Source organism: Sphingobium terrigena (genome assembly GCF_003591655.1).
In the GTDB taxonomy this organism is placed as follows: domain Bacteria; phylum Pseudomonadota; class Alphaproteobacteria; order Sphingomonadales; family Sphingomonadaceae; genus Sphingobium; species Sphingobium terrigena.
On sequence record NZ_QVRA01000004.1, the window covers coordinates 189670 to 209038 of the forward strand.

21 protein-coding genes are annotated in these 19369 nt (G+C 64.2%); 7 read left to right on the forward strand and 14 right to left on the reverse strand.

The window, feature by feature from the left end:
• Positions 1–3: 3 nt before the first annotated feature.
• The gene (locus D0Z70_RS06250) at positions 4–981 is read right to left on the reverse strand and encodes an ABC transporter substrate-binding protein (RefSeq protein WP_119744582.1); all 978 of its coding nucleotides are present in this window, start codon (positions 979–981) and stop codon (positions 4–6) included.
• 1 nt (position 982) lies between these two features.
• Positions 983–1120: a hypothetical protein gene (locus D0Z70_RS24855; protein WP_182913861.1), complete on the reverse strand. Its 138-nt coding sequence runs from the start codon at positions 1118–1120 to the stop codon at positions 983–985.
• Between the two features lie 99 nt (positions 1121–1219).
• Here D0Z70_RS24855 and D0Z70_RS06255 point away from each other — a divergent pair, with 99 nt between their 5' ends.
• Both D0Z70_RS06255 and D0Z70_RS06260 read left to right on the forward strand, forming a co-directional pair.
• On the forward strand, positions 1220–2572 hold the full coding sequence (locus D0Z70_RS06255; protein WP_119744583.1) for an FAD/NAD(P)-binding protein: 1353 nt from the start codon (positions 1220–1222) through the stop codon (positions 2570–2572).
• Between the two features lie 136 nt (positions 2573–2708).
• Positions 2709–4046, forward strand: coding sequence for an LLM class flavin-dependent oxidoreductase (locus D0Z70_RS06260; protein WP_119744584.1), 1338 nt, complete (start codon positions 2709–2711; stop codon positions 4044–4046).
• A 107-nt stretch (positions 4047–4153) separates the two neighbouring features.
• On the opposite strand, the gene D0Z70_RS06265 is transcribed toward D0Z70_RS06260, so the two are convergent.
• Both D0Z70_RS06265 and D0Z70_RS06270 read right to left on the reverse strand, forming a co-directional pair.
• Positions 4154–4429: an HU family DNA-binding protein gene (locus tag D0Z70_RS06265; RefSeq protein WP_006950838.1), complete on the reverse strand. Its 276-nt coding sequence runs from the start codon at positions 4427–4429 to the stop codon at positions 4154–4156.
• Positions 4430–4597: 168 nt separating this feature from the next.
• The gene (locus D0Z70_RS06270) at positions 4598–6289 is read right to left on the reverse strand and encodes an FAD-binding protein (protein ID WP_119744585.1); all 1692 of its coding nucleotides are present in this window, start codon (positions 6287–6289) and stop codon (positions 4598–4600) included.
• 147 nt (positions 6290–6436) lie between these two features.
• On the opposite strand from D0Z70_RS06270, the gene D0Z70_RS06275 reads away from it, so the two are divergent.
• Positions 6437–7237 (forward strand): enoyl-CoA hydratase/isomerase family protein, encoded by an 801-nt coding sequence (locus tag D0Z70_RS06275; RefSeq protein ID WP_119744586.1) that lies wholly within the window; start codon positions 6437–6439, stop codon positions 7235–7237.
• A gap of 2 nt (positions 7238–7239) precedes the next feature.
• Here D0Z70_RS06275 and D0Z70_RS06280 read toward each other — a convergent pair whose 3' ends face one another.
• From D0Z70_RS06280 to D0Z70_RS06310, 7 genes are all read right to left on the reverse strand, one after another.
• Positions 7240–8346 carry a Gfo/Idh/MocA family protein gene (locus D0Z70_RS06280; protein ID WP_119744587.1) on the reverse strand — a complete coding sequence of 369 codons (1107 nt, stop codon included), beginning with the start codon at positions 8344–8346 and terminating at the stop codon, positions 7240–7242.
• On the reverse strand, positions 8343–8573 hold the full coding sequence (locus D0Z70_RS06285) for a biotin/lipoyl-containing protein (RefSeq protein ID WP_006950849.1): 231 nt from the start codon (positions 8571–8573) through the stop codon (positions 8343–8345). Before D0Z70_RS06285 ends, D0Z70_RS06280 begins: the two co-directional genes overlap by 4 nt.
• 122 nt (positions 8574–8695) lie before the next feature.
• Entirely contained in the window at positions 8696–9349 is a 654-nt protein-coding gene (locus D0Z70_RS06290) for a carboxymuconolactone decarboxylase family protein (RefSeq protein ID WP_119744588.1), read from the reverse strand.
• Positions 9346–10131 (reverse strand): acid phosphatase, encoded by a 786-nt coding sequence (locus D0Z70_RS06295; RefSeq protein WP_119744589.1) that lies wholly within the window; start codon positions 10129–10131, stop codon positions 9346–9348. Before D0Z70_RS06295 ends, D0Z70_RS06290 begins: the two co-directional genes overlap by 4 nt.
• Positions 10132–10136: 5 nt before the next feature.
• Positions 10137–10439 (reverse strand): DUF1330 domain-containing protein, encoded by a 303-nt coding sequence (locus tag D0Z70_RS06300; RefSeq protein WP_119744590.1) that lies wholly within the window; start codon positions 10437–10439, stop codon positions 10137–10139.
• A 32-nt stretch (positions 10440–10471) separates the two neighbouring features.
• Positions 10472–11806, reverse strand: coding sequence for an MFS transporter (locus D0Z70_RS06305; protein ID WP_119744591.1), 1335 nt, complete (start codon positions 11804–11806; stop codon positions 10472–10474).
• 15 nt (positions 11807–11821) lie between these two features.
• On the reverse strand, positions 11822–12028 hold the full coding sequence (locus D0Z70_RS06310; RefSeq protein WP_147418744.1) for a hypothetical protein: 207 nt from the start codon (positions 12026–12028) through the stop codon (positions 11822–11824).
• 222 nt (positions 12029–12250) lie between these two features.
• On the opposite strand from D0Z70_RS06310, the gene D0Z70_RS06315 reads away from it, so the two are divergent.
• Together D0Z70_RS06315 and D0Z70_RS06320 are read left to right on the forward strand one after the other, a co-directional pair.
• Complete coding sequence (locus D0Z70_RS06315; RefSeq protein ID WP_119744593.1) at positions 12251–13468, forward strand: MFS transporter; 1218 nt, start codon at positions 12251–12253, stop codon at positions 13466–13468.
• Positions 13465–14328, forward strand: coding sequence for an SDR family NAD(P)-dependent oxidoreductase (locus tag D0Z70_RS06320; RefSeq protein WP_119744594.1), 864 nt, complete (start codon positions 13465–13467; stop codon positions 14326–14328). The genes D0Z70_RS06315 and D0Z70_RS06320 overlap by 4 nt, the downstream gene beginning before the upstream one ends.
• On the opposite strand, the gene D0Z70_RS06325 is transcribed toward D0Z70_RS06320, so the two are convergent.
• Both D0Z70_RS06325 and D0Z70_RS06330 read right to left on the reverse strand, forming a co-directional pair.
• Positions 14322–15365, reverse strand: coding sequence for an NAD(P)H-dependent amine dehydrogenase family protein (locus D0Z70_RS06325; protein ID WP_119744595.1), 1044 nt, complete (start codon positions 15363–15365; stop codon positions 14322–14324). The genes D0Z70_RS06320 and D0Z70_RS06325 overlap by 7 nt on opposite strands.
• A gap of 18 nt (positions 15366–15383) precedes the next feature.
• The gene (locus tag D0Z70_RS06330) at positions 15384–17048 is read right to left on the reverse strand and encodes an MFS transporter (RefSeq protein ID WP_119744596.1); all 1665 of its coding nucleotides are present in this window, start codon (positions 17046–17048) and stop codon (positions 15384–15386) included.
• Positions 17049–17205: 157 nt separating this feature from the next.
• Here D0Z70_RS06330 and D0Z70_RS06335 point away from each other — a divergent pair, with 157 nt between their 5' ends.
• Positions 17206–18462 carry an acetyl-CoA C-acetyltransferase gene (locus D0Z70_RS06335; protein ID WP_119744597.1) on the forward strand — a complete coding sequence of 419 codons (1257 nt, stop codon included), beginning with the start codon at positions 17206–17208 and terminating at the stop codon, positions 18460–18462.
• 76 nt (positions 18463–18538) lie between these two features.
• Complete coding sequence (locus D0Z70_RS06340; RefSeq protein WP_119744670.1) at positions 18539–19003, forward strand: MarR family winged helix-turn-helix transcriptional regulator; 465 nt, start codon at positions 18539–18541, stop codon at positions 19001–19003.
• 59 nt (positions 19004–19062) lie between these two features.
• On the opposite strand, the gene D0Z70_RS06345 is transcribed toward D0Z70_RS06340, so the two are convergent.
• Entirely contained in the window at positions 19063–19368 is a 306-nt protein-coding gene (locus D0Z70_RS06345; RefSeq protein ID WP_119744598.1) for a hypothetical protein, read from the reverse strand.
• Position 19369: the final 1 nt, after the last annotated feature.

Here is a 19369-nt window from a genome sequence, read left to right on the forward strand (position 1 = left end):
GTTTCAGCCTCTCTTTGGAATGACGGAATTGAAGCGGGTGTCCCATAGCGGGCGGACGTCCACGGCCTTGGGCAGCAAGCCCTGTTTGAAGAACAGGTCAGCGACCTGCTGTTGCGAGGCGATGGCGGCGTCGGTGACGGGGCGCAGTTCAAAGGCGGCGCTCTTGCGCTGGAACTGATCGACGACATAGGCGCGCGGCACGCCGATATCTTGCGCGATGATCCCGGCCCATTCATCCTGATGCGCGACCGCCCAGCCAAAGGCCTTCTGGACGAGGCCCAGATAGTCGCCGATCAGCTTCGCCTTGTCAGGATCGGCCAGCGCATCGACATGGGCCGCGACCAGATAATTGCCCGACAATATGCCATAGGCGGTGCGCAGCACCCGCGCCCCTTCCGTCGCGACGGCGCGCTGGATCGGGAAGCCGTAAATCGCCCAGGCATCGAGAGCCCCTTGCGAAAAGGCGGCAGCGCCATCGGACACCCCCATGGCAACCGGCGTGATGTCATCCCAGCTCAGCCCCGCTTCTTCGAGCATACGGATGAGGAAATATTGGGTCGTCGTCGCGCGGACATAGCCCACGCGCTTGCCCCTAAGATCGGCGATCGAGCGCGCCTTGGACCCTTTGGGCACCAACACCACCTGATTATTGACGTCGCCGTGGGAGACAGCGATCTGGCGGAAGCTTTGGATAGTGGAGGCGGCGGCGAAGATGGGCGGGATTTCGCTCATGCCACCATAGTCGAGCGAACCGCCATTCAGTGCCTCGACTACCAGATGGCCGGACTGAAATTCGCTATATTGGAGATCAAATCCTTCCGGCTTGATCCCCGCCGCCTTGAACAGCAGCCGCGTATCGCCCTCCCCCTTGCCGGTGATGGATATGCGCAGCCGGGGACGACCATTTTCGCTACGGCTGCACCCTGTCAGCAGCAGGGTGCTGGCAGCGGTAGCACCCAGAAATCCTCGCCTTGACCACATGCTAGCGCGCGCCCGCGCCCTTTGGTGCCGGGTCGGCGGCACGTTCAAACAGGATCACTTCAGGATCACGCAGAAATTCGCGCCGTGCCGCCGCACGCAGGCGTAGCCAGCCATGTTTAAGGGAATGCAAAAAGGTCATGGTCGTCCTTCTCTCGTGCAGATTGATGCTTTATCTATTGCAAAGGTAGAGATAAGTCCCACAAGCAATGCTCCGCCAATGATTAGAAATGCTTGATTCATGCTGAAGGTCGATCACGCCACCATCATTGGAGGAGGCTTCAGCGGCACGTTGCTGGCGATCAACCTACTGCGCCACGGGTCTTTGCGGGTGACGATGGTGGAGCGCCGGCCCGACCGGCTGGGACGGGGCCTGGCCTATGGCGCAGCGCAGGCTGACCATATATTGAACGTGCGCGCCGCCAATATGAGCGCACTGCCCGACCAGCCGGAGCATTTCACCGCGTGGCTGACGCAGGCGGGGCTGGGACAGGAAGGCAGCTTTGCGACGCGGCGCGACTATGGGGCCTATCTGTGCGCCATGCTGGATTCGGTGCGGGGACTGGCGGGAGACCGGCTGACCGTGCTGGAGGATGAGGCGGTCGATCTGGTGCTTGATCCGTGTGGCGCGCAGGTGGCGTTGCGATCGGGAGGGACGATCGCGACCGATATTGCGATCATCGCGCCCGGCAATCTGCCGCCCCATGACCTGCCCGCTTTGGCTGAAATGGCCAGCCCCGCCTATGTCAATAATCCCTGGGCCGCCGATATGGCGAAGGGACTGGACGAGGCTGATACGGTGCTGCTACTGGGCAGCGGGCTGACTGCGGTGGATTGTGCGCTAAGCCTGGACAGTGCAGGTTTTGCCGGGCGGATCATCGCCCTGTCACGGCGCGGGCTGTTGCCGCATAGCCATGCGCCAGCCCCACCCTATACTCCGCGCGGGGAAAGACCAAGGGGACCGGCATCCGCGCTGGTCCACATGGTTCGTACGCGCGCGGCGGAGATTGGCTGGCGCAATGCGGTTGATGAGCTGCGGCCCTTCACCCCGGACATGTGGCGCGCCGCCAGCCCTGCCGAACAAGCCCGTTTCCTGCGCCATTTGCGGCCCTATTGGGATATCCATCGCCATCGTATCGCGCCGCCGGTCGCCGCACGGCTGGCGGCGATGCAGGCGGAAGGGCGATTGCAAGTCCGCGCCGCCAAGATTGTTGATGCGATCGCGATGGAATCGGGCATCAGCATGGCTCTGCGTGGACGCGGGCAGGACGCGATCGAGCGGATCGATGTTGCGCGGGTGGTTAATTGCACCGGGCCACTGGGCGACCTGCGGCGCACGGGCGACCCCCTGCTGCAAAATCTCCATGCGCGCGGCGTGATCCGTCCCGATCCGCTGGCGATCGGCATAGACGTGGACCAGCAATGCCATGCCATTGCCGATGATGGATCGGCGCAGGCCCGCCTTTTCGTCGTCGGCCCGATGACACGCGGCGCGCATTGGGAAATTGTGGCGGTGCCTGACATTCGGCGGCAAGTGTGGACGCTGGCGCGGCAGATTACAGGCGCACATTGGGTCGAGGCGGAAGGGCTTTAGCCACAGGTCAACGTTGGCGCGACGGGGATCAAATCCCGCTCTATTTGCCCAAATCATATGTCGTCGAGGACTTGGCGTTGGTTGGCGTCGGGCGCCTCCAGTAAAACCGGGCGTGGTTTTCCTGAAAGGCATAGTCATGACCCAGCAACGGCATATCAAACTCGGTTTCATCCTGCATGGCGTGGGGCGGACATGGAACGACTGGCGGCATCCCGACCGCGACGTCAACGCCAGCACCAGCCTTGCCCATTATCAGAAGCAGGCGGCCAGCGCGGAACGGGGGAAGTTCGACTTCCTCTTCGTCGCCGACAGCCTGTCGATCACCGAAAAGTCCAGCCCGCATTATCTCAACCGGTTCGAGCCGATCACCATCCTGTCGGCGCTGGCCGCCACAACGTCGCGCATCGGGTTGGTCGGCACATTGACGGTCAGCTATTCCGAACCCTTCAATGTCGCACGACAGTTTGCGTCGCTCGACCATCTGAGCGGTGGGCGTGCGGGGTGGAATGTCGTGACGTCCTGGCTGGGCGATACCGCCGCCAATTTCAGCAAGACCGAACATCCCGCCCATGCCCTGCGCTATCGGATTGCGGGCGAATATCTGGACGTGGTCCAGGGGCTTTGGGACAGCTGGGATGACAGCGCCCATGTCGGCGACAAGGACAGCGGCCAGTTTGTCGATCCCGACAAGCTCCACCGGCTGGACCATAAGGGCGAATTTTTCCAGGTGCGCGGGCCGCTGAACATCAAGCGCACGCCACAAGGGCAGCCAGTCATTTTCCAGGCGGGGGCTTCGGACGACGGACGCAATTTCGCCGCGCGTCGGGCGGAGGTGATCTTCACCCATGCCCCGACACAGGAGGAGGGCCAGGCCTATCTGGCCGATGTCAAGGCACGTGCCAAGGGTCTGGGCCGTGACCCCGACCAGCTGTTCATCCTGCCGGGCATCGCCCCGATCGTAGGCGACAGCGACGAGGACGCTGAAGCGCGCTATCGTGAGCTGGCGGCGCTGGAGTCGATCGACACCGGGCTTGGCTTTCTGTCACGCACGTTCAACGACCATGATTTCCGCCAATATGATCTGGATGCCCCATTCCCCGATGTCGAACATATCGGCATCAACAGCCAGCAGAGCGCTACGCTGCGGGTTCTGAACGAAGTGCGCGCGGAAAATCTGACGTTGCGGCAGGTGGCCGAGCGGCTGGCGAGCCCGCGCGGGGACTTTGTGGGATCGGCCGAAACGGTGGCCAATCGCTTGCAAACATGGTTCGAGAACGGCGCGGCGGACGGCTTTGTGGTGTTCGAGCCATTGCCGGGACAGCTGGACCTGTTCGTCGACAGGGTGATCCCGATCCTTCAGGCGCGTGGCCTGTTCCGAACCGACTATGAAGGCACGACCTTCCGCGAGCATCTGGGCCTGCCAGTGCCGGAAAACCGCTATTCAGTGGGTAAAAGCCGCAAAAGCGCGGCCTGATGCGCGCTTCGCGCAAACCGGTGCGATAGAGATCGGACCGCATCCCCGAACATCAGGGGTATATAGGCAACCGGCGTCGCTCCTGAGAGCGGCGCCGGTTTGTCCGATCAGCCGTTCAGCTTGTCCTTGACCGCCTTGGCCGGCGTGAAGCCCAGCTTCTTCGACGCCGCGATCTGAATGGTCGCACCGGTCGAGGGGTTGCGGCCTTCGCGTGCTGGCGAATCCTTCACCTTGAACTTGCCGAAACCGTTGAGGGATACTTCTTCGCCCTTGGCGGCGGCATCGGCGATGGCAGCAAAAACACCGTCGACAATCTTGCGGGCATCCGCCTTGGTGATGCCATGTGCCGAGGCAACGCCGTCGGCCAGATCGCTATTGTTCATAAAATGCCTTTCTTAGGGGTTATTGCCTAGACCGCATAACCAAGGCTGAGGCGCTGGTCCATATGCCACGTGCCGCAATCTTAGGCTTAGCGGGACGTTTAGGGCGATTTTCCTGTCCTTTGTCGCACTTGGCCAGTTTCGGGACGGCCGATCGCCCAAACCGATCGGCTAAAGCTGGTTGTCCAAACCAGCCGCATGGCGGGCGGCGATATAGCCAAAGGTGAGCGACGGGCCGATGCTTGCGCCCGCGCCGGGATAGACATTACCCATCACCGACGCAGTCGTGACCCCGGTGGCGTAGAGGCCTGCGATCACGCTGCCTTCGGCTGTAACGACGCGGCCCTTGTCGTCGGTGATGACGCCGCCATAGGTGCTGACGTCCCCCGGCACGACCGGAACGGCGTAGAAGGGCGCCTTGTCGATCGCACCGATAGCGCTGCGTTCCGAGAAGGGATCGCCGACAAAACCGCAATTGTCATAGGCGCGCTCGCCCCGGTGGAAATCTTCGTCCACACCCTTGGCCACATGCCCGTTCCATCGCGCCACGGTTGCCGCCAGCGCGGCGGGATCGACATGAATGCTGGCGGCCAGTCCCTCGATCGTGTCGGCGGTGTGGAGGTAACCGCTTTCGATCCAGTTTTCAGGGATCTTCTTGTCGATGAATTTGCCAGCGATCGCGTAGAGTTCCACATATTGGCGGTCGAGTATGGCCCAGCTGGGAATGGATGGGGCGACGAGGTTGCGTTTGCGCATATTTTCGCAATAAAGTTCGTAACTGCCGCCTTCATTCATGTAGCGCTGGCCGGTCTGGTCGACCAGGATCGCGTGGGGCTTGCCGGTCATCGACTGGGCGCCGGGCGCGACATAGAGCTTGTCCCAGCCGGGCGCGAGGGTCATCTGGTAGCCGACCAGCTGGTCCATCTGCGCCAACTGGCCGCCGACCCGTTCCAGTTCGCGGTGCATCTCTCCGGTGTCGCCCTCGGCGGTTTGCGACCATTGCGCCTGCGTGCCGGGCATATAGGTGTCGCGCATCGCCTGATTCCGGGCAAAACCGCCCGCATTGACGAGAACACCCAGTCGCGCGCCGATCCGCCACGGCTTGCCATCGCGCATTGTCACGACGCCGGTGGCTGTCCCATCCTCGATCACCAGTTCGCTGACCGGTGCGTTCAGCCGCAGGTCCACGCCCGCATCCAGACCAGCCTTGAGCATCCGTCCCTGCAACGCCCCGCCCGCCGTGGTATATTTGCGGCCCAGCACAAGATCGCGCAGGATGCGCAGGACGATCCGCCCCAGCATCTTGCCCGACGCCTTGTTGGTCCGGCGATGGCCCTGTGCCTCCATCCCTTCGACCAGGGTGACGTTGAATTCGGCAAAGCCCTTGCGCAGCTTGTCACGCCATGACCCCAGTTCCTTGCGATCGAAGGGTTTGGCGACCACCGTGCGCGACGTCTTGCAGCCGCCCGGCAGCTCATCATAATAGTCCGGCCAGAAGGTTGCGCCGCGTTGCAGCGCGACGCCCTTGTCGACCAGAAAGTCGATCGCGCGGGGTGCCTGCGTCACATAGGCCAACCGCTTTTCGCGCGAGGTGCCGGGGGCGGGTGTGCCGTCCAGTTCCTGCAATGCGTCGAGATAGGTCATGGCCGCGTCGGCGCTGTCCTGTTCCCCGTCGGCCAGCATGAAGCGGTTGGCGGGAATCCACATGACGCCACCCGACTTGGCGGTGGTGCCACCGGCCCAGGCCGTTTTTTCAAGGATAACGACCGACTTGTCGGCATGGCGCATGACCAGCGCGGAAATCATCGATCCAGCGCCGCTGCCCACGACCACCCAGTCGAAGGTCTCGTCAAACCCGGCCATGCTCCGCTCTCCCTTATGTCTTGCCACAAAGCTATAGCGCGATGGCAGGGAATGGCAGCCCGCGCGGGCAAGCGGGCTGCGCTTATCGCCATGGCGACGTTGGCAGGGGCATGGAGCATGATAAGGGAGGGGTAAGGAGACCCGCGCATGAGCCAGCCACTGCCCCTGTTCCAGACGATTTTGCTCGAACGACGCGAACGGTTGCTGGTCGTGACGCTCAATCGGCCCGATGCGCTGAACGCGGTCAATCTGACGCTGCATGACGAATTGCCCGAAGCGCTGACTTTTGCGGCGACCGACCCTGCGTCCGACGTCATCCTGCTGACCGGCGCGGGTCGCGCCTTTTCGGCTGGTGGCGACATTGCGCATATGGAGCGTAATGCCGCCAACCCGCATCTGTTCGACCATGAAGCGCGGCAGGCCAAGCGGATCGTCTTTGCGATGCTGGACATTGAAAAGCCCATGGTGTGCCGGATGAATGGCCATGCGGTGGGTCTGGGCGCGTCGATCGCTTTATTGTGCGATGTGATCTTTGCCGCCGAGGGGGCGAAGATCGGTGATCCGCATGTCGGCATCGGGCTGGTTGCCGGGGATGGCGGCGCGCTGGTGTGGGCGCAGCGGATCGGGCTGGCCAAGGCCAAGGAATATCTGCTGACCGGCGAGTTGCTTAGCGCGCGCAAGGCGGCAGAGATCGGGCTGATCAACCATTGCGTTGCGCCGGAGGAACTGGACGGGGCTGTGGACGCCTTTTGCGGCAAGCTGCTGGCGGGCGCGCCCAATGCGATCCGCTGGACGAAAGTGCTGACCAATATGGAGCTGAAGCGGATCGCCAGCGCGGTGATGGAAGCGGGGATCGCCTATGAATCGCTCAGCGTCCGCAGCGATGATCATCGGGAAGGGATCGCGGCGCTGAAGGAGAAGCGCGCCCCGCGGTTTACGGGGCGGTAGGGTCAGCTGACGTCCGCCAGTCGCACCCAGCGGCGGGTTTCGCTCGAAAGGCGGATCGCTTCCTGGAGGCGTTCGACCTCCAGCGCTTCGGCAAAGTCGGGCGCGGCGTGGCCACGTCCATGGATCGTTTCGACCATTGCGTGCATCGATAGCGCCATCGGGTAACTGGGCTGGGGTTCGCTCTGCCAGTCGAGGGCGATGCCGGGCGCGCTTTTGTAGCTGTCGGAGATAGCGATGTCTTGCAACTCGCCGCCCAGCTGACCGCCGCGCAGGGTGCAGTCGCGCGCTGTCGGGAAGGTGGGCGAGGAAGCGACCAGTCGTCCCTTGTCGCCAAAAACGTCAACCAGCCAGCCGTCGTGCAGCGCCATGCTCCAGCTGATCTGCATCTGCATGGTGAGGCCGCTTTCGAAGCGCAGGATGATATTGGCGAAATCATTGGTTTCGGGCTTGATCGCATCGCCATCTGGGAAGCGCCACTCGCGCAATATCTGGCTGTCGTCGCCGACCAGTTCGGCGACCGGGCCGAACAGATGGCGCAGCATGTAGAGGGCATGGCTGCCATTGTTACGGACGGCCGAGACCCCCTGCCCGCTTTGCGCGAACCAGTTATAGGGGAATTGCTTGATCGGGCTGTTGAACAGCGACAGGTTGAAATGGCAGGTACCACCCAACGGACTGCCGATATAGTCCGCATCCAGCATCGCCTTCATCTGGGCATGGGCTGGCAGCCATTGGGAGAAGGCATCGACCACGCCAATGCTGGTTCCGACCCGCCATGCCGCGTCGATCGCCTTCGCCCCAACCCAGTCGGGAGCATGAGGACTGGCATTATAGACATGCTTGCCATTGGCGAGCGCGGCCAGCACCATCGGCAGGCGGACGCTGGGGCGGGTGCCCAGATCGACGATGTCGATATCCGGGTCGGCGCACATTTCGGTCGCGTTCCAGAACGCGCGCGGCAGGTTCAGCCGGTCGGCGGCGGCGCGGGCAGTTTCCTCCCGCGCTGTGCAGATCGCGGTGACCTCTACGCCGGGAATGGCGCGCCAGGCGGGCAGATGGGCGAAGGCTCCCCAGGCGGCGCTGACGATGCCGACGCGCAATGGTCTCATTCTATCGTGCCGAGGACCGTCCCGACTTCATAGGTTTCGCCGGGCTGGGCGATGATGCGCAGCGTGCCGCTGGCGGGCGATTCCACTTCATTGGCCGACTTGTCGGCTTCGAGCAGATAGAGCGGCTGGCCTTCCTCGACCTGTGCGCCATCTTCCGCCAGCCATTCGGCGATCTGGGCCTCGGTCATCGAAAAGCCGATCTTGGGCAGCAAAATGTCGGTCGCCATGGTCTTGTCCCTCATGCAAACAGGAATGTCTCTTGGCATCCGTCATGCCCGCTCCGGCGACGGTGCGGCAATGCGCAGGGGCGATGATGCAGCCAATATCGTTGCCGCGATAGCGCCAGAAATCAGTAGCCGCGGCTGTCGGTCCAGTCCTCGGTCTCGCCGGGCTTGTAGGTCTTGCCGGGGGTCTTGCCGGATGCGGTCTTGAGGTCGAAGCCGATCGGGTCCGCGCCGCCCTCGATCCCGACGCCGAAGGAGGAGAGCGCCCAGCTCGTCATCACATAATGGCCGATCGAGAATACCAGATCCATCTGCTGCTGCTTGGTGAAGTTGCGGCCCAGCACGGCCCAGTTGGCGTCGCTGATGATGCCGTCGGCGATAAGTTCATCGACCGAGCGCAGCACGGCGTCGTCCGCCTCGTCCCAATTGCCGCCCGTGGGATAGTCGCGGATGGCGGCGATATCCTCCAGCGTCAGGCCGGCGTTCAGGCCATAGCCGACATGATTATGCCATTCATAGGCGGACTTCACAGCCCATGCGACGCGCAGGATCAGCAGTTCCAGATGCCTGGTCGACAGTGAGTTGGACATAAGCAGATGCTTGCCCCAGACATTATACATCTTGCCCAGCGCAGGATGGTTGGCCATGACCATTAATATATTGGTTTTAGAGCCTTCTTCCCAGCTATTGGGTTCGCCCCAATAGGAAAACACCTCGCGCGCATCGTCGGTCCATTCCTCGCGCGGGAGCGGCGGGATGCGGGGTTTGATCTCGGTCATGGCTGGTTCACTCCTTGGATTAGTGCAGCCGCTTCATTGTCGCAGCCGGTAGGCCGGGCCGTGGCACGGGCGATGTCCTTGCGTGCGGCCTTCAAGTCTTTCTGGAACGTCCGGTCGGCGTTGAGCCGGGCGAACACGACCGTGGCGGCGAGACGGCCTTCCTCGGTATCGCTGAGCCAATGGACGTTGCAGATGCGGCGGCTGTCGCCGAAGGCGCGACCGCGCGCGACCAGGGCCGGGGCAATGTCCGGGCGCAACTCCGCCAGCACCAGCCCCCAGCCATAGCCGATGGCGCTGTGGCCGGACGGATAGGAGCCGTCCTTAAGGAGCATCGGCTCCCAGTCCGGCGTGCAGGTGGGTTGACCGTTGATCATGAAGGGGCGCGGGCGGGCGTAGCGATGCTTGATCGCGCTGGTGGACATGCCGAAATCGGCGATGGTCCGGCGCAGCAGCCGGTCGAGCCGGGGCGTCGTGTCCGGGCCGATCGCAACGCCGAGCGTGCAAGAGAAGGTCGCAGTCGCTTTGGGACTGAGCAAATCAGCGTCTGTGGTCGCCAGCGTCCAGCGCGGGCTGCCTCTCAGCGCCAGCGCGGCCTTCGCCCCCTCTTCATCGCGGGCCAGCGCGGCGGAGCCGGGTGCGGGCGGTGGCGGGGCGAAGCTGTCGGGCAAAGGCCCGCTCTTGAGATAGCCCGTGCGCAGCCGGGGCGAAGCCATGGGCGTTTCCGCAGCGATGGCGGGGCAGGCCAGCGCAAGAAGGAGCCAGCCGGGCACATAGGATTTCATCCCGCTCACAGCCCCCCAACCAGAAGCGCGCGATAGGGTGCAGCCTTATCACGCAGCGGTATAACATTTTGATATTCATCACTATTATACCATGCGCGCGCTTTGTCCGCGTCAGGAAACTCCAAAATTATAACGCCGTCAGGGGCATCGCCCTCCAATGTGTCGAGCGCCCCATATACGGCCAGCGGTTTCAGCCCATATTCGGTCATGAACCGCCCGGCCTGCGCCCGGTTCCCGGCGCTATAAGCATCCATTGCCGCCTGATCGACGATCGGGCCTTCACGGGTAAAGATAAAATAGGCTGGCATATGTCTAACTCACTGTCTGATTTACGGCGGCGTCAATGCATCGCATGGTTGACCGCCGCGCCGTTCCAGCCGCCGGCCGTCGCAAAATCGGTGCGGCAGGACAGGCTGGCGATCCAGGCCAGGATAGTGCTGGGAACACCGACCAGCAACGCCCAGCGCATCGCCATGCCCAGCGAATCCTCGCCATAAATTGGGCGCAGCATGTCGCTGAGCCAGCCGACCAGCACCGGCCCGCCGCCAAGGCCGATGACCTGGATCGACACCATCAGCACGGCGATGGCGGTCGCACGCGAGCGGGACGGGACGAGGCCAGAGACTACAGCCATCAGCGGCGCGGCGGACAGGCCGCCGATCAGCATGTTGAGGCCATAAAGCGGGAACACCCGGTCGGCCGAGCCGGTGAGGATCAACCAGCCGATGCCGGTGGCGAGCGCGCCGCTGAACATCATCATCCAGACATACCAGCGCAGATCGCGACGCCCCAGAAAGTCTGCCAGCGGACCGCCGACCGTATGGCCGATCGCGGACCCGAAGAAGAGCGCCCCGCCCATCTGCAACCCGGCTTCATTGGCGGGCATCCCGTGGGTGCGCTCCATGAAGGCGGGCGCCCAGCTGATGAAGCCCATGGTCAGCAAGGCGTTCAATGAGGCGGCGAGAATGAATGGTGGCAAGGTCTTGATCGCCATCAGTTCGCGCGCGGTCTTGAGAAACGACGCCGGTGGGCTTGTCTCGATCGGCGCGCCATCGGCCAGTCCCGCGCGGGTGTCACGCAGGGTGAACCAGACGATGGGCGCCAGGATGAAGCCAGGGATGCTGCCGAAGATCAGCGTGTTGCGCCAGCCATATTCCTGCACGGCCCAGCCGCCTACCGCCGGGCCAAGGAAGGTGCCAAGCGACGCGCCGAGCAGAAAGATGGAAAGCGCCGTCGCGCGCTGGCGAACGGGAAAAAGGTCGGCGATCCAGGCCTGCGACGGCGGGGTAAAGCCCCCTTCGCCAAGGCCGATGCCAGCCCGACCGATCAGCAAGACCCAGAAATTCTTGGCCATGCCGCAGACGATGATCGCCAGGCTCCAGACAGTCGCGGCGATGGCGACGATCTTGCGCTTCGACCAGCGATCGGCCAGCCGCGCGAGCGGGATGATGGCCAGGATATAGACGATGGCGATGATCATGTCCTTGACCATGCCGATCGCCGCATCGGACAGGCCCAGTTCGCGACGGATCGGTTCGACCATCACCACCATCAGATAGCGTTCGCCCTGCACGGAAGCAGACACCAGCACCATGATGAAGAGGAACCAGGACCTGTAGGCCATGCTGGGCAGCGTCTCTGACAGCGCGGGCGCGCGCGGTTCGATGTCGGCCATAGTCTTTCCTCGCCTCTATAGTCTGTCTGGGTCGGCCTGCATCGCCACCGTGTCGGCGGTCGGGCGGATCAGGATTTGCGATACATTCGCCCGCGCGGGCAATGACGTGATGAAAAGGATCGCTTGCGCGATGTCGTCGGACAGCGCGAGTCCCGCCACTTCGCCGATGCCCGACGATACGCCGGTCACCAGCGCGCACTTTCCCGCGTGGCTGCCGGCCATGTCCGCTCCTTCCATGTCCGTTGCAGCGATGATCGCCCGAAGGCGCACCGCCGCACAAGGCGCGTAGGGGACATATCGCTCAGGCGGGCGGACCGCGATTGTCAGGCTGGCCCGCCATATGACGATGATAGCGCGGGGGCGATTTGCCTGGCGCGATCCGGCATGGCAGCCAGTCTGTGCCTGAACAGCCCGACAAGCATGGCATCATGACAGGAGATGAGGATGGGATCGGCCTATTGGGGCGAATTGCGGACGCATTGGCGCCCGCTGCTTGCCGCGACCATGGGACTGGGGTTCGGCATAGGCCTGTCTGCCTACACGATGGGCCTGTTTGCGCCCAAGCTGATCGCCGAGTTCGGCTGGCCCAAGTCACAATTTGCGCTGCTGGGCAGTATGGGGCTGCTAATGCTGATCGCGCAGCCGATCACCGGGCGGCTGACCGACCGGTTCGGGGTGCGGGCTGTGTCCGCCGTGGGCGTGCTGGCCGGGCCGAGCGCCTATATTGCCTTTGCGATGCAGCCCGGCAGCATCCGCGCCTTCTTTGCCATCGCGGTCCTGCAGATCGTGGTCGGCACGCTGACCACATCGCCCGTCTATACCAGGATCGTGGCGGAGCGGTTCGAGAGGGCGCGCGGGCTGGCCTTTTCCATCGTCATGACCGGGCCGCCGCTGGTGGGCGCGGTGATCGCGCCGCTGCTGGGCAGGTTCATCGAGAGCGATGGGTGGCGCAACGGCTATCTGCTGATGGGCGGGATCACGATGATCTTCGGCCTGATCGCCGTGCTGATGACGCCGCCGCATATCGGCGTGCATCAGGACGCGGACGTGCCGGTCGAACCCAAAGCGGGCTATGGGGTGATCGTGCGTAATCCGGCCTTCTGGGTGCTGATCGTCGGCATGATATTGGTGAATATCCCGCAAGGGCTGCTGTCGTCTCAGTTGAAGCTGGTGCTGATGGATAGCGGTGCGCAATCGCAGACGGCGACCTGGCTGATTTCCGTCTTTGCGATCGGCGTGATGGTGGGCCGCTTTGCCTGCGGCCTGTCGCTCGACCGGATGGAGCCGCATCTGGTTGCGGCGCTGACGCTATCAATGCCGGCGATTGGCATGATGCTGATGGCGTCGCCGTTTGACAGCACCATCGTGCTGGCGCTGTCGGTCGGGATGATGGGGCTGGCGCAAGGGGCCGAGGGGGATATTGCTGCCTATCTGGTGTCCCGGCGGTTCGGGCTGAGCGTGTTCAGCCTGGTGATGGGGCTGGTCGGCGCGGCGATCGCGGGCGGGGCAGCGCTGGGGTCGCTGACGCTGAGCTATACGCTGGGCCTATGGGGCAGCTATGCGCCATTCCTGATGATCGGTGCCTGTGTCACCATCATGGGCGCTGCACTGTTCCTGACCTTGGGCCATGGTTCGCGAAAGATGGAGGCGGTGCGCGCATGACGAGCCGGGCAAAAGTCGCTGTCGTCACGGGCGCAAGCGCGGGCGTTGGCAAGGAAGCAGCGCGGGCGTTGCTGCAACAGGGATGGCGGGTGATCGGCGTCGGGCGCGATCCGGCGCGGTGCGCAGCGGCGGAGGTAGAGCTGGCCGCCCTGCCCGGCGCGGATTTCACCATGATCCGGGCGGACATGGCGCTGCTGGCGGAAACCGCGCGGGCAGCACGCGAGATTGCGGCGCTGGCACCGGAGATCGGCGCGCTGCTCAACAATGCGGGCGGGGTGATGGCGCAGCGGATCATCACGCCTGAGGGGCATGAGGCGACCTTCGCGTCCAATCACCTCGCGCCCTTTTTGCTGACGCAGATATTGCTGCCCAATTTGCTGGCGGCGGCGGCGCAGTCGGCACCCGGTTCGGTGCGGGTGGCGGCGGTATCCTCCACGGGCCACGAACATTGTGCCGGGATTGCCTGGGACGACCTGAATTTTGCCGAGGGGTTTGTCGGTGGCGCGGCCTATTGCCATGCCAAGCTCGCCAATATCCTGTTCATCCGCGAACTGGCGCAGCGGCTGGACGGCACGGGCATCGTCGCCCATGCGATGCACCCCGGCGTGGTGGCGAGCAATTTTGCCAGCCACTGCGACGCGCCGATGCAGGCCTATATGGAATCGATCGCCGACCGGGCGCTGACACCGGCGCTGGCGGCGGACACGCTGGTGTGGCTGGCCAGCGATCCGGCACCGGGCCGGTCTAGCGGCGGCTATTTCCATCTGCGCGAGGCCGTGGCCTGTTCGGCAGCGGCGCAGGATGATGCCGCCGCTACGCGATTGTGGCGGGTGAGCGAGGCACTGGTAGCGGGCTACTGAAAGCGAGCGATCACCTGAGGCATGTCCGCCGTGGTGCGGATGCCGGGCGGGGCGTCGCAGACCGCTGCAATCGCGTTGACCGCGCGATGGGCGGTCAGGCCGGGGGTGAAGGCGGCATAATCTTCCGGGGAGACCGGGAAGCGGATATCGACATCCACCGGCGTGTCCCCCTCCACCCGGATACGCCAGCCGGATTCGCGCAGGCGCCAGTCGGGCTGGTCGATTTCGCGGCTGCAATACCAGTTGGCGCGGAAACGCAGCACCGGCTTGCCATTGCGCATTCCCGACACGGTAATGCGCTGGGCGGCGACGGTGCCTGCCGGGATAGTGCCAGCCGCAATCACGATATCGCGGGTTGCCGCGCCCATTTCGCCGACCGCGTCCCAACTATTGATGATGATCCCCGCCGCGGCCGCCAGCTGGGCCAGCGAGCCAGCAAAGTCGCCCTTCACATGCTCGATCTGGCGCGGATCGAAGGCACTGGGCACACGGCCAAAGCCCATGATGTTGAACAACAGATCGGGCGAGTTGCGGCTCGACACGTCGCCAAATTCGTCGATCGTCAGGCAATCGAGCCGTCGCGAGAGGGAGAGTAACGGGATCGGCAGGGCTTCGGTCACGAAACCGGGGCTGGAGCCTGTGCTATAGATGGAACTATTGCCGGTGCGGCAGGCCGCTTCGATCTTGTCGCGCGCGACCGGGTCCATTGCGGGCGGATGGTGAAAGTCGCCACGGGTGGTGACGACATTCTTGCCCGATGCGAGCAGGCGGCACAGCTCGTCCATGTCGGTACCCTGTCGCATGTAGAGGACGCAATCGGCCTCCATCGCGACCAGATCATCCACCGAGCCTGCGGCGATGATGCCGCAGGGGTCCAGCCCGGCAAGGTCGCCCGCATCCTTGCCGCGCTTGTCGTTGGAACTGACCCACAGGCCGACAAGGTCGAGCGCGGGATGCTCGATGACGGTGCGCAGCGCACGGGACCCAATATTGCCGGTGGCCCATTGGATGACGCGGTATCGCCGCTTGCCTGTCATTGCCTCTCCTTCCGGGCATCATGGCCCGATATAGTTGATCATGCCCTGCTGCGGATCGGGCGTATCGGGACGCCAGCGCACCGATCCGAACGGTCGTTCCAGCCGCCGCCGCACGCGCGGATCGCCGGCCTTCTGATCGAAGGATCGCGCATATAGCTGGATATCCTTGTCCGCCTGGGTGAAGCGTTCGCGCATGTGGAGATAGTCGCCCCAGGTCGGACATTGATAGCGTTCGGTCCATCGGGCCGGATCGGCAATGTCACGCGAGATGGACCAGTTGAATCCGCCATTGCGCAGCCGGGTGCGTTGGACCTGCAACATTGCGCTGTAGAAATCGCGCGCCCGTGCGGGATCGACTTCATAGTCGATTTCGATGATGATCGGTCCCGACCGGCCGGTCAGCGCCATACCGACTTCCGGTTCGTTACTCAGCAGGAAGGGTTCGACATCCGATTCCTTGGTGTCGGGCAGAGGCAACAGCAGGCCGATGACCGGCAGCGCCGCGAGGGCAAGACCCGACAGATAGAGCGCGCCATCGACCGATAGCTGACCCGCGACCCAGCCCCACAAGGCCGCGCCGATCGCGATGCCGCCGGTCAGCGCCGAAGAGAAAAGCGACAGCGCGCGCGCGGTCACCCAGCGCGGGGCGGACAGCTGGACCGCGACGTTGAACAGGGCGATGGTCAGGATATTGGCCCCTCCCGCGATGAACAGGGCAAAACAGGTCAGCGGCACCGAGCGGCTGAAGCCAGCGAGCGCCAGCGCCGCGCCGCTGAGCAGCGCCAGCAGCGTTACGGTACGGTGGGTGCCGAGCCGTTCCCGGCAGGGCGCCACCAGCAAGGCGCCGCCCACCGCGCCCAGCCCACCCGCGCCCAGCAGCAGGCCGAAAGTGCTGGCGTCGCCGCCCAGCAAATGCTTGGCAATCAGCGGCGCGAGCGCGGACGAGGATGCCCCCGCCAGACCGAAGAGGAAAGCCCGCACCAGTACCGTGCGGATCGGCGCGGCGTGAAGGGCGTAGCGCGCGCCGGACACGATCGCGCGGTGAATCTGTTCAGGCGGCAGACGCGACGAGATATGGCGGCGCTGCCAGAGGAAGAAGGCGATGAACAGCGGCAGATAGCCGATGGCGTTGACGGCAAAGGCGGCGTGCGCGCCTGCCGCCAACACGATCACCCCGCCGATCGCCGGGCCGAAACTGCGCGCGACATTATAGCTGATCGTGCCGAGCGCGATGGCAGCGGGCAGATGATGGCCCCCAACCTGTTCACTGATCGAGGATTGCCAGGCGGGCGAATAGAGCGCGACCCCGGCACCGATAAGCGAGCAGAAGGCCAGCAGCATCCAGGGCGAGCTATGGCCGGACCAGGCGAGCAAGGTCAGGATGGTCGCGCAGATCATGGAGAAAGCCAGGCCGACCATGGCGATGCGCCGCCGGTCGAACATATCGGCAAGCGCACCGGCGGGCAGCGCCACCAGCATCAGCGGCAGCATCAGCGCGGTTTGCACCAGCGCCACCATGCCGGGTGACGGGGTCAGCCGGGTCATTTCCCACGCCGCGCCGACGCCCAGGATCAGCTGGCCGAAATTGGACAGCAGGCTGGCGCTCCAGATACGGCGGAACACAGGTTCGCGCAGCGGCGCAAAGGTGCCGCCTGATGACCGATCATGCCCGGCACTCGCCATCCCGCCTCCTGCGCTTTTCGATCCCGACCCACCTTGGGCAACGGGCTGTCCTGCCGTCCACCCTGCACGTCCCGGCCCGCCTTATCAATCGCCCATGCGATTGGGAATGTGCGCCTTCCATGCGATAGCAACGCCAGCAATCTACAGGAGACGAGCCTTGGCAGAGGCCTATATTATCGACGCGGTCCGCACCCCGCGCAGCATCGGCAAATTGGGCAAGGGTGCGCTGTCGCATCTGCACCCGCAGCATGTCGCAGCGACCGTGCTGCGCGCGATCCGCGACCGCAACGGCATCGATACCGCAGATGTGGACGACATCATCTGGGGCACCAGCGCGCAAATGGGATTGCAGGGCGGCGATATGGGACGGATGGCGGCACTCGACGCCGATTATGATGTGCGCGCTTCAGGGGTCACGCTCGACCGATTCTGCGGCAGCGGGCTCACCGCCACCAATCTGGCCGCCGGGCAGATCATGGCCGGGATGGAAGATCTGGTTATTGCAGGCGGCACCGAGATGATGTCGCACGTCATGTCCTACGGCCAGTCGTTGCGGGAAGCGGGCGTGCCATCGGTCGGCGGGCTTGGCACGGGCAATATGCGGTTGCAGGCCAAGCATCCCCAGTCGAACCAGGGCGTGGCCGCCGATGCGATTGCCGCGATGGAGGGGATCAGCCGCGAGCAGCTCGACGCCTTTGGCGCGGAGAGCCAGCGGCGCGCTGGAATCGCACTCAAGGAAGGGCGCTTTGCCCGATCGACCGTGCCGGTAGTGGACGATGCGGGCGCGATCATATTGGACCATGAAGAATATCCCCGGCCCGACACGACCGCAGAACAACTGGCGCAATTGAAGCCCGCCTTTGCCGCCTTTCTGGACATGCCATCGCGCGCCGACGGGCCGACTTTCCGCCAGCTGATCAACCAGAAATATCCTGATCTGGCGATCACGCCGCTGCACCATGCCGGAACGTCGTCGGGCGTGGTTGATGGAGCCGCTGCGATCCTGCTCGCGTCGGCGGATTATGCGCAGCGCCATGGCCTGAAACCCCGCGCGCGGATCGTGGCGACCGCCAATATGGGCGACTGCCCGACGCTGATGCTGAACGGGCCGGTGCCGGCGGCGCGCAAGGTGCTGGCGCGGGCGGGGCTGCGGGTCGAGGATATCGACGTCTTTGAAGTGAATGAGGCGTTTGCGGTCGTGACCGAGAAGTTCATCCGCGATCTGGGCATCGACCGGGCCAAGCTCAATCCCAATGGCGGCGCGATTGCGCTGGGCCATCCGATCGGCGCGACCGGGGCGGTGCTGATCGGCACGGCGCTGGACGAGTTGGAGCGGACCGGCGGACGGTATGGCCTGATCACCATGTGCGCGGCAGGCGGCATGGCGCCAGCGATCATCATCGAACGTGTCTGATCCAGCGCAGACCATCGCGCAGGCTTGCAACGAGGACGGTTTCGTTTCGCCGCAATGGCGCTATGGTACGCGCTTCATGGCTGAACCGAATGACGATCTGCTGGCTGATGACGCGAAGGCGCTGATGCGCAACGCTTCGCTGAAGCTGGCGGTGATCGCGCGGCAGTTGCGGGCGCATTTCGACCAGAGCGTGGTGCGGCTGGGCGTGACGCGGTCGCAATGGACGGTGATCGCGGTGGTCGCGCGCCACCCCGGCGCGACACAACGCACCATCGCCAATATGCTGGAAATTGCCGAAGCGTCGGCCGGGCGACTGATCGACCGGCTATGTGCGGAAGGGCTGCTGGAACGGCGGACCAAGGATGATGATCGCCGCGCCCATGCGGTGTTCCTGACCGAGGCGGGACAGGCGATCACGGCGCAACTGGCAGGGATTGCGCGCGCTAATGAGGAAGTGGCATTTGCCGGCTTCGATCATGACGACCTGCACCGGATCAATGCGCTGCTGGATATGATTTCCGAGAATATCGCCAAGACGTGAAAAGGCCGCTCCGGGTCAGGGAGCGGCCTTTTCAATACGTAGGGGCGTGGCCCCTCCGATCAACGCGCGGTCAGCAGGTCACGCTTCGACAGGTTGGTCACGAGTTTGCCATCGGCAGCAGCCAGGCTAGCGGCAGGGACGGCGACCATCTTGCCATTGAGGATGATCTGCGCGGCGCCATCGGCACCGACGCGATAGACGGCGGCAAGGCGATCGCCCGACGCGGTGTAGAGCATCTTGCCCTTATATTCGGTGGCGATGGTCGAGGCCGAGGTCAGCTGCACCGCGTCATCAGCGGCAGCGACCTGCGGCACGACGGCGACAGTGAGTGAGACATAGGCGGCGATTTTGGCAAAACGGATCATG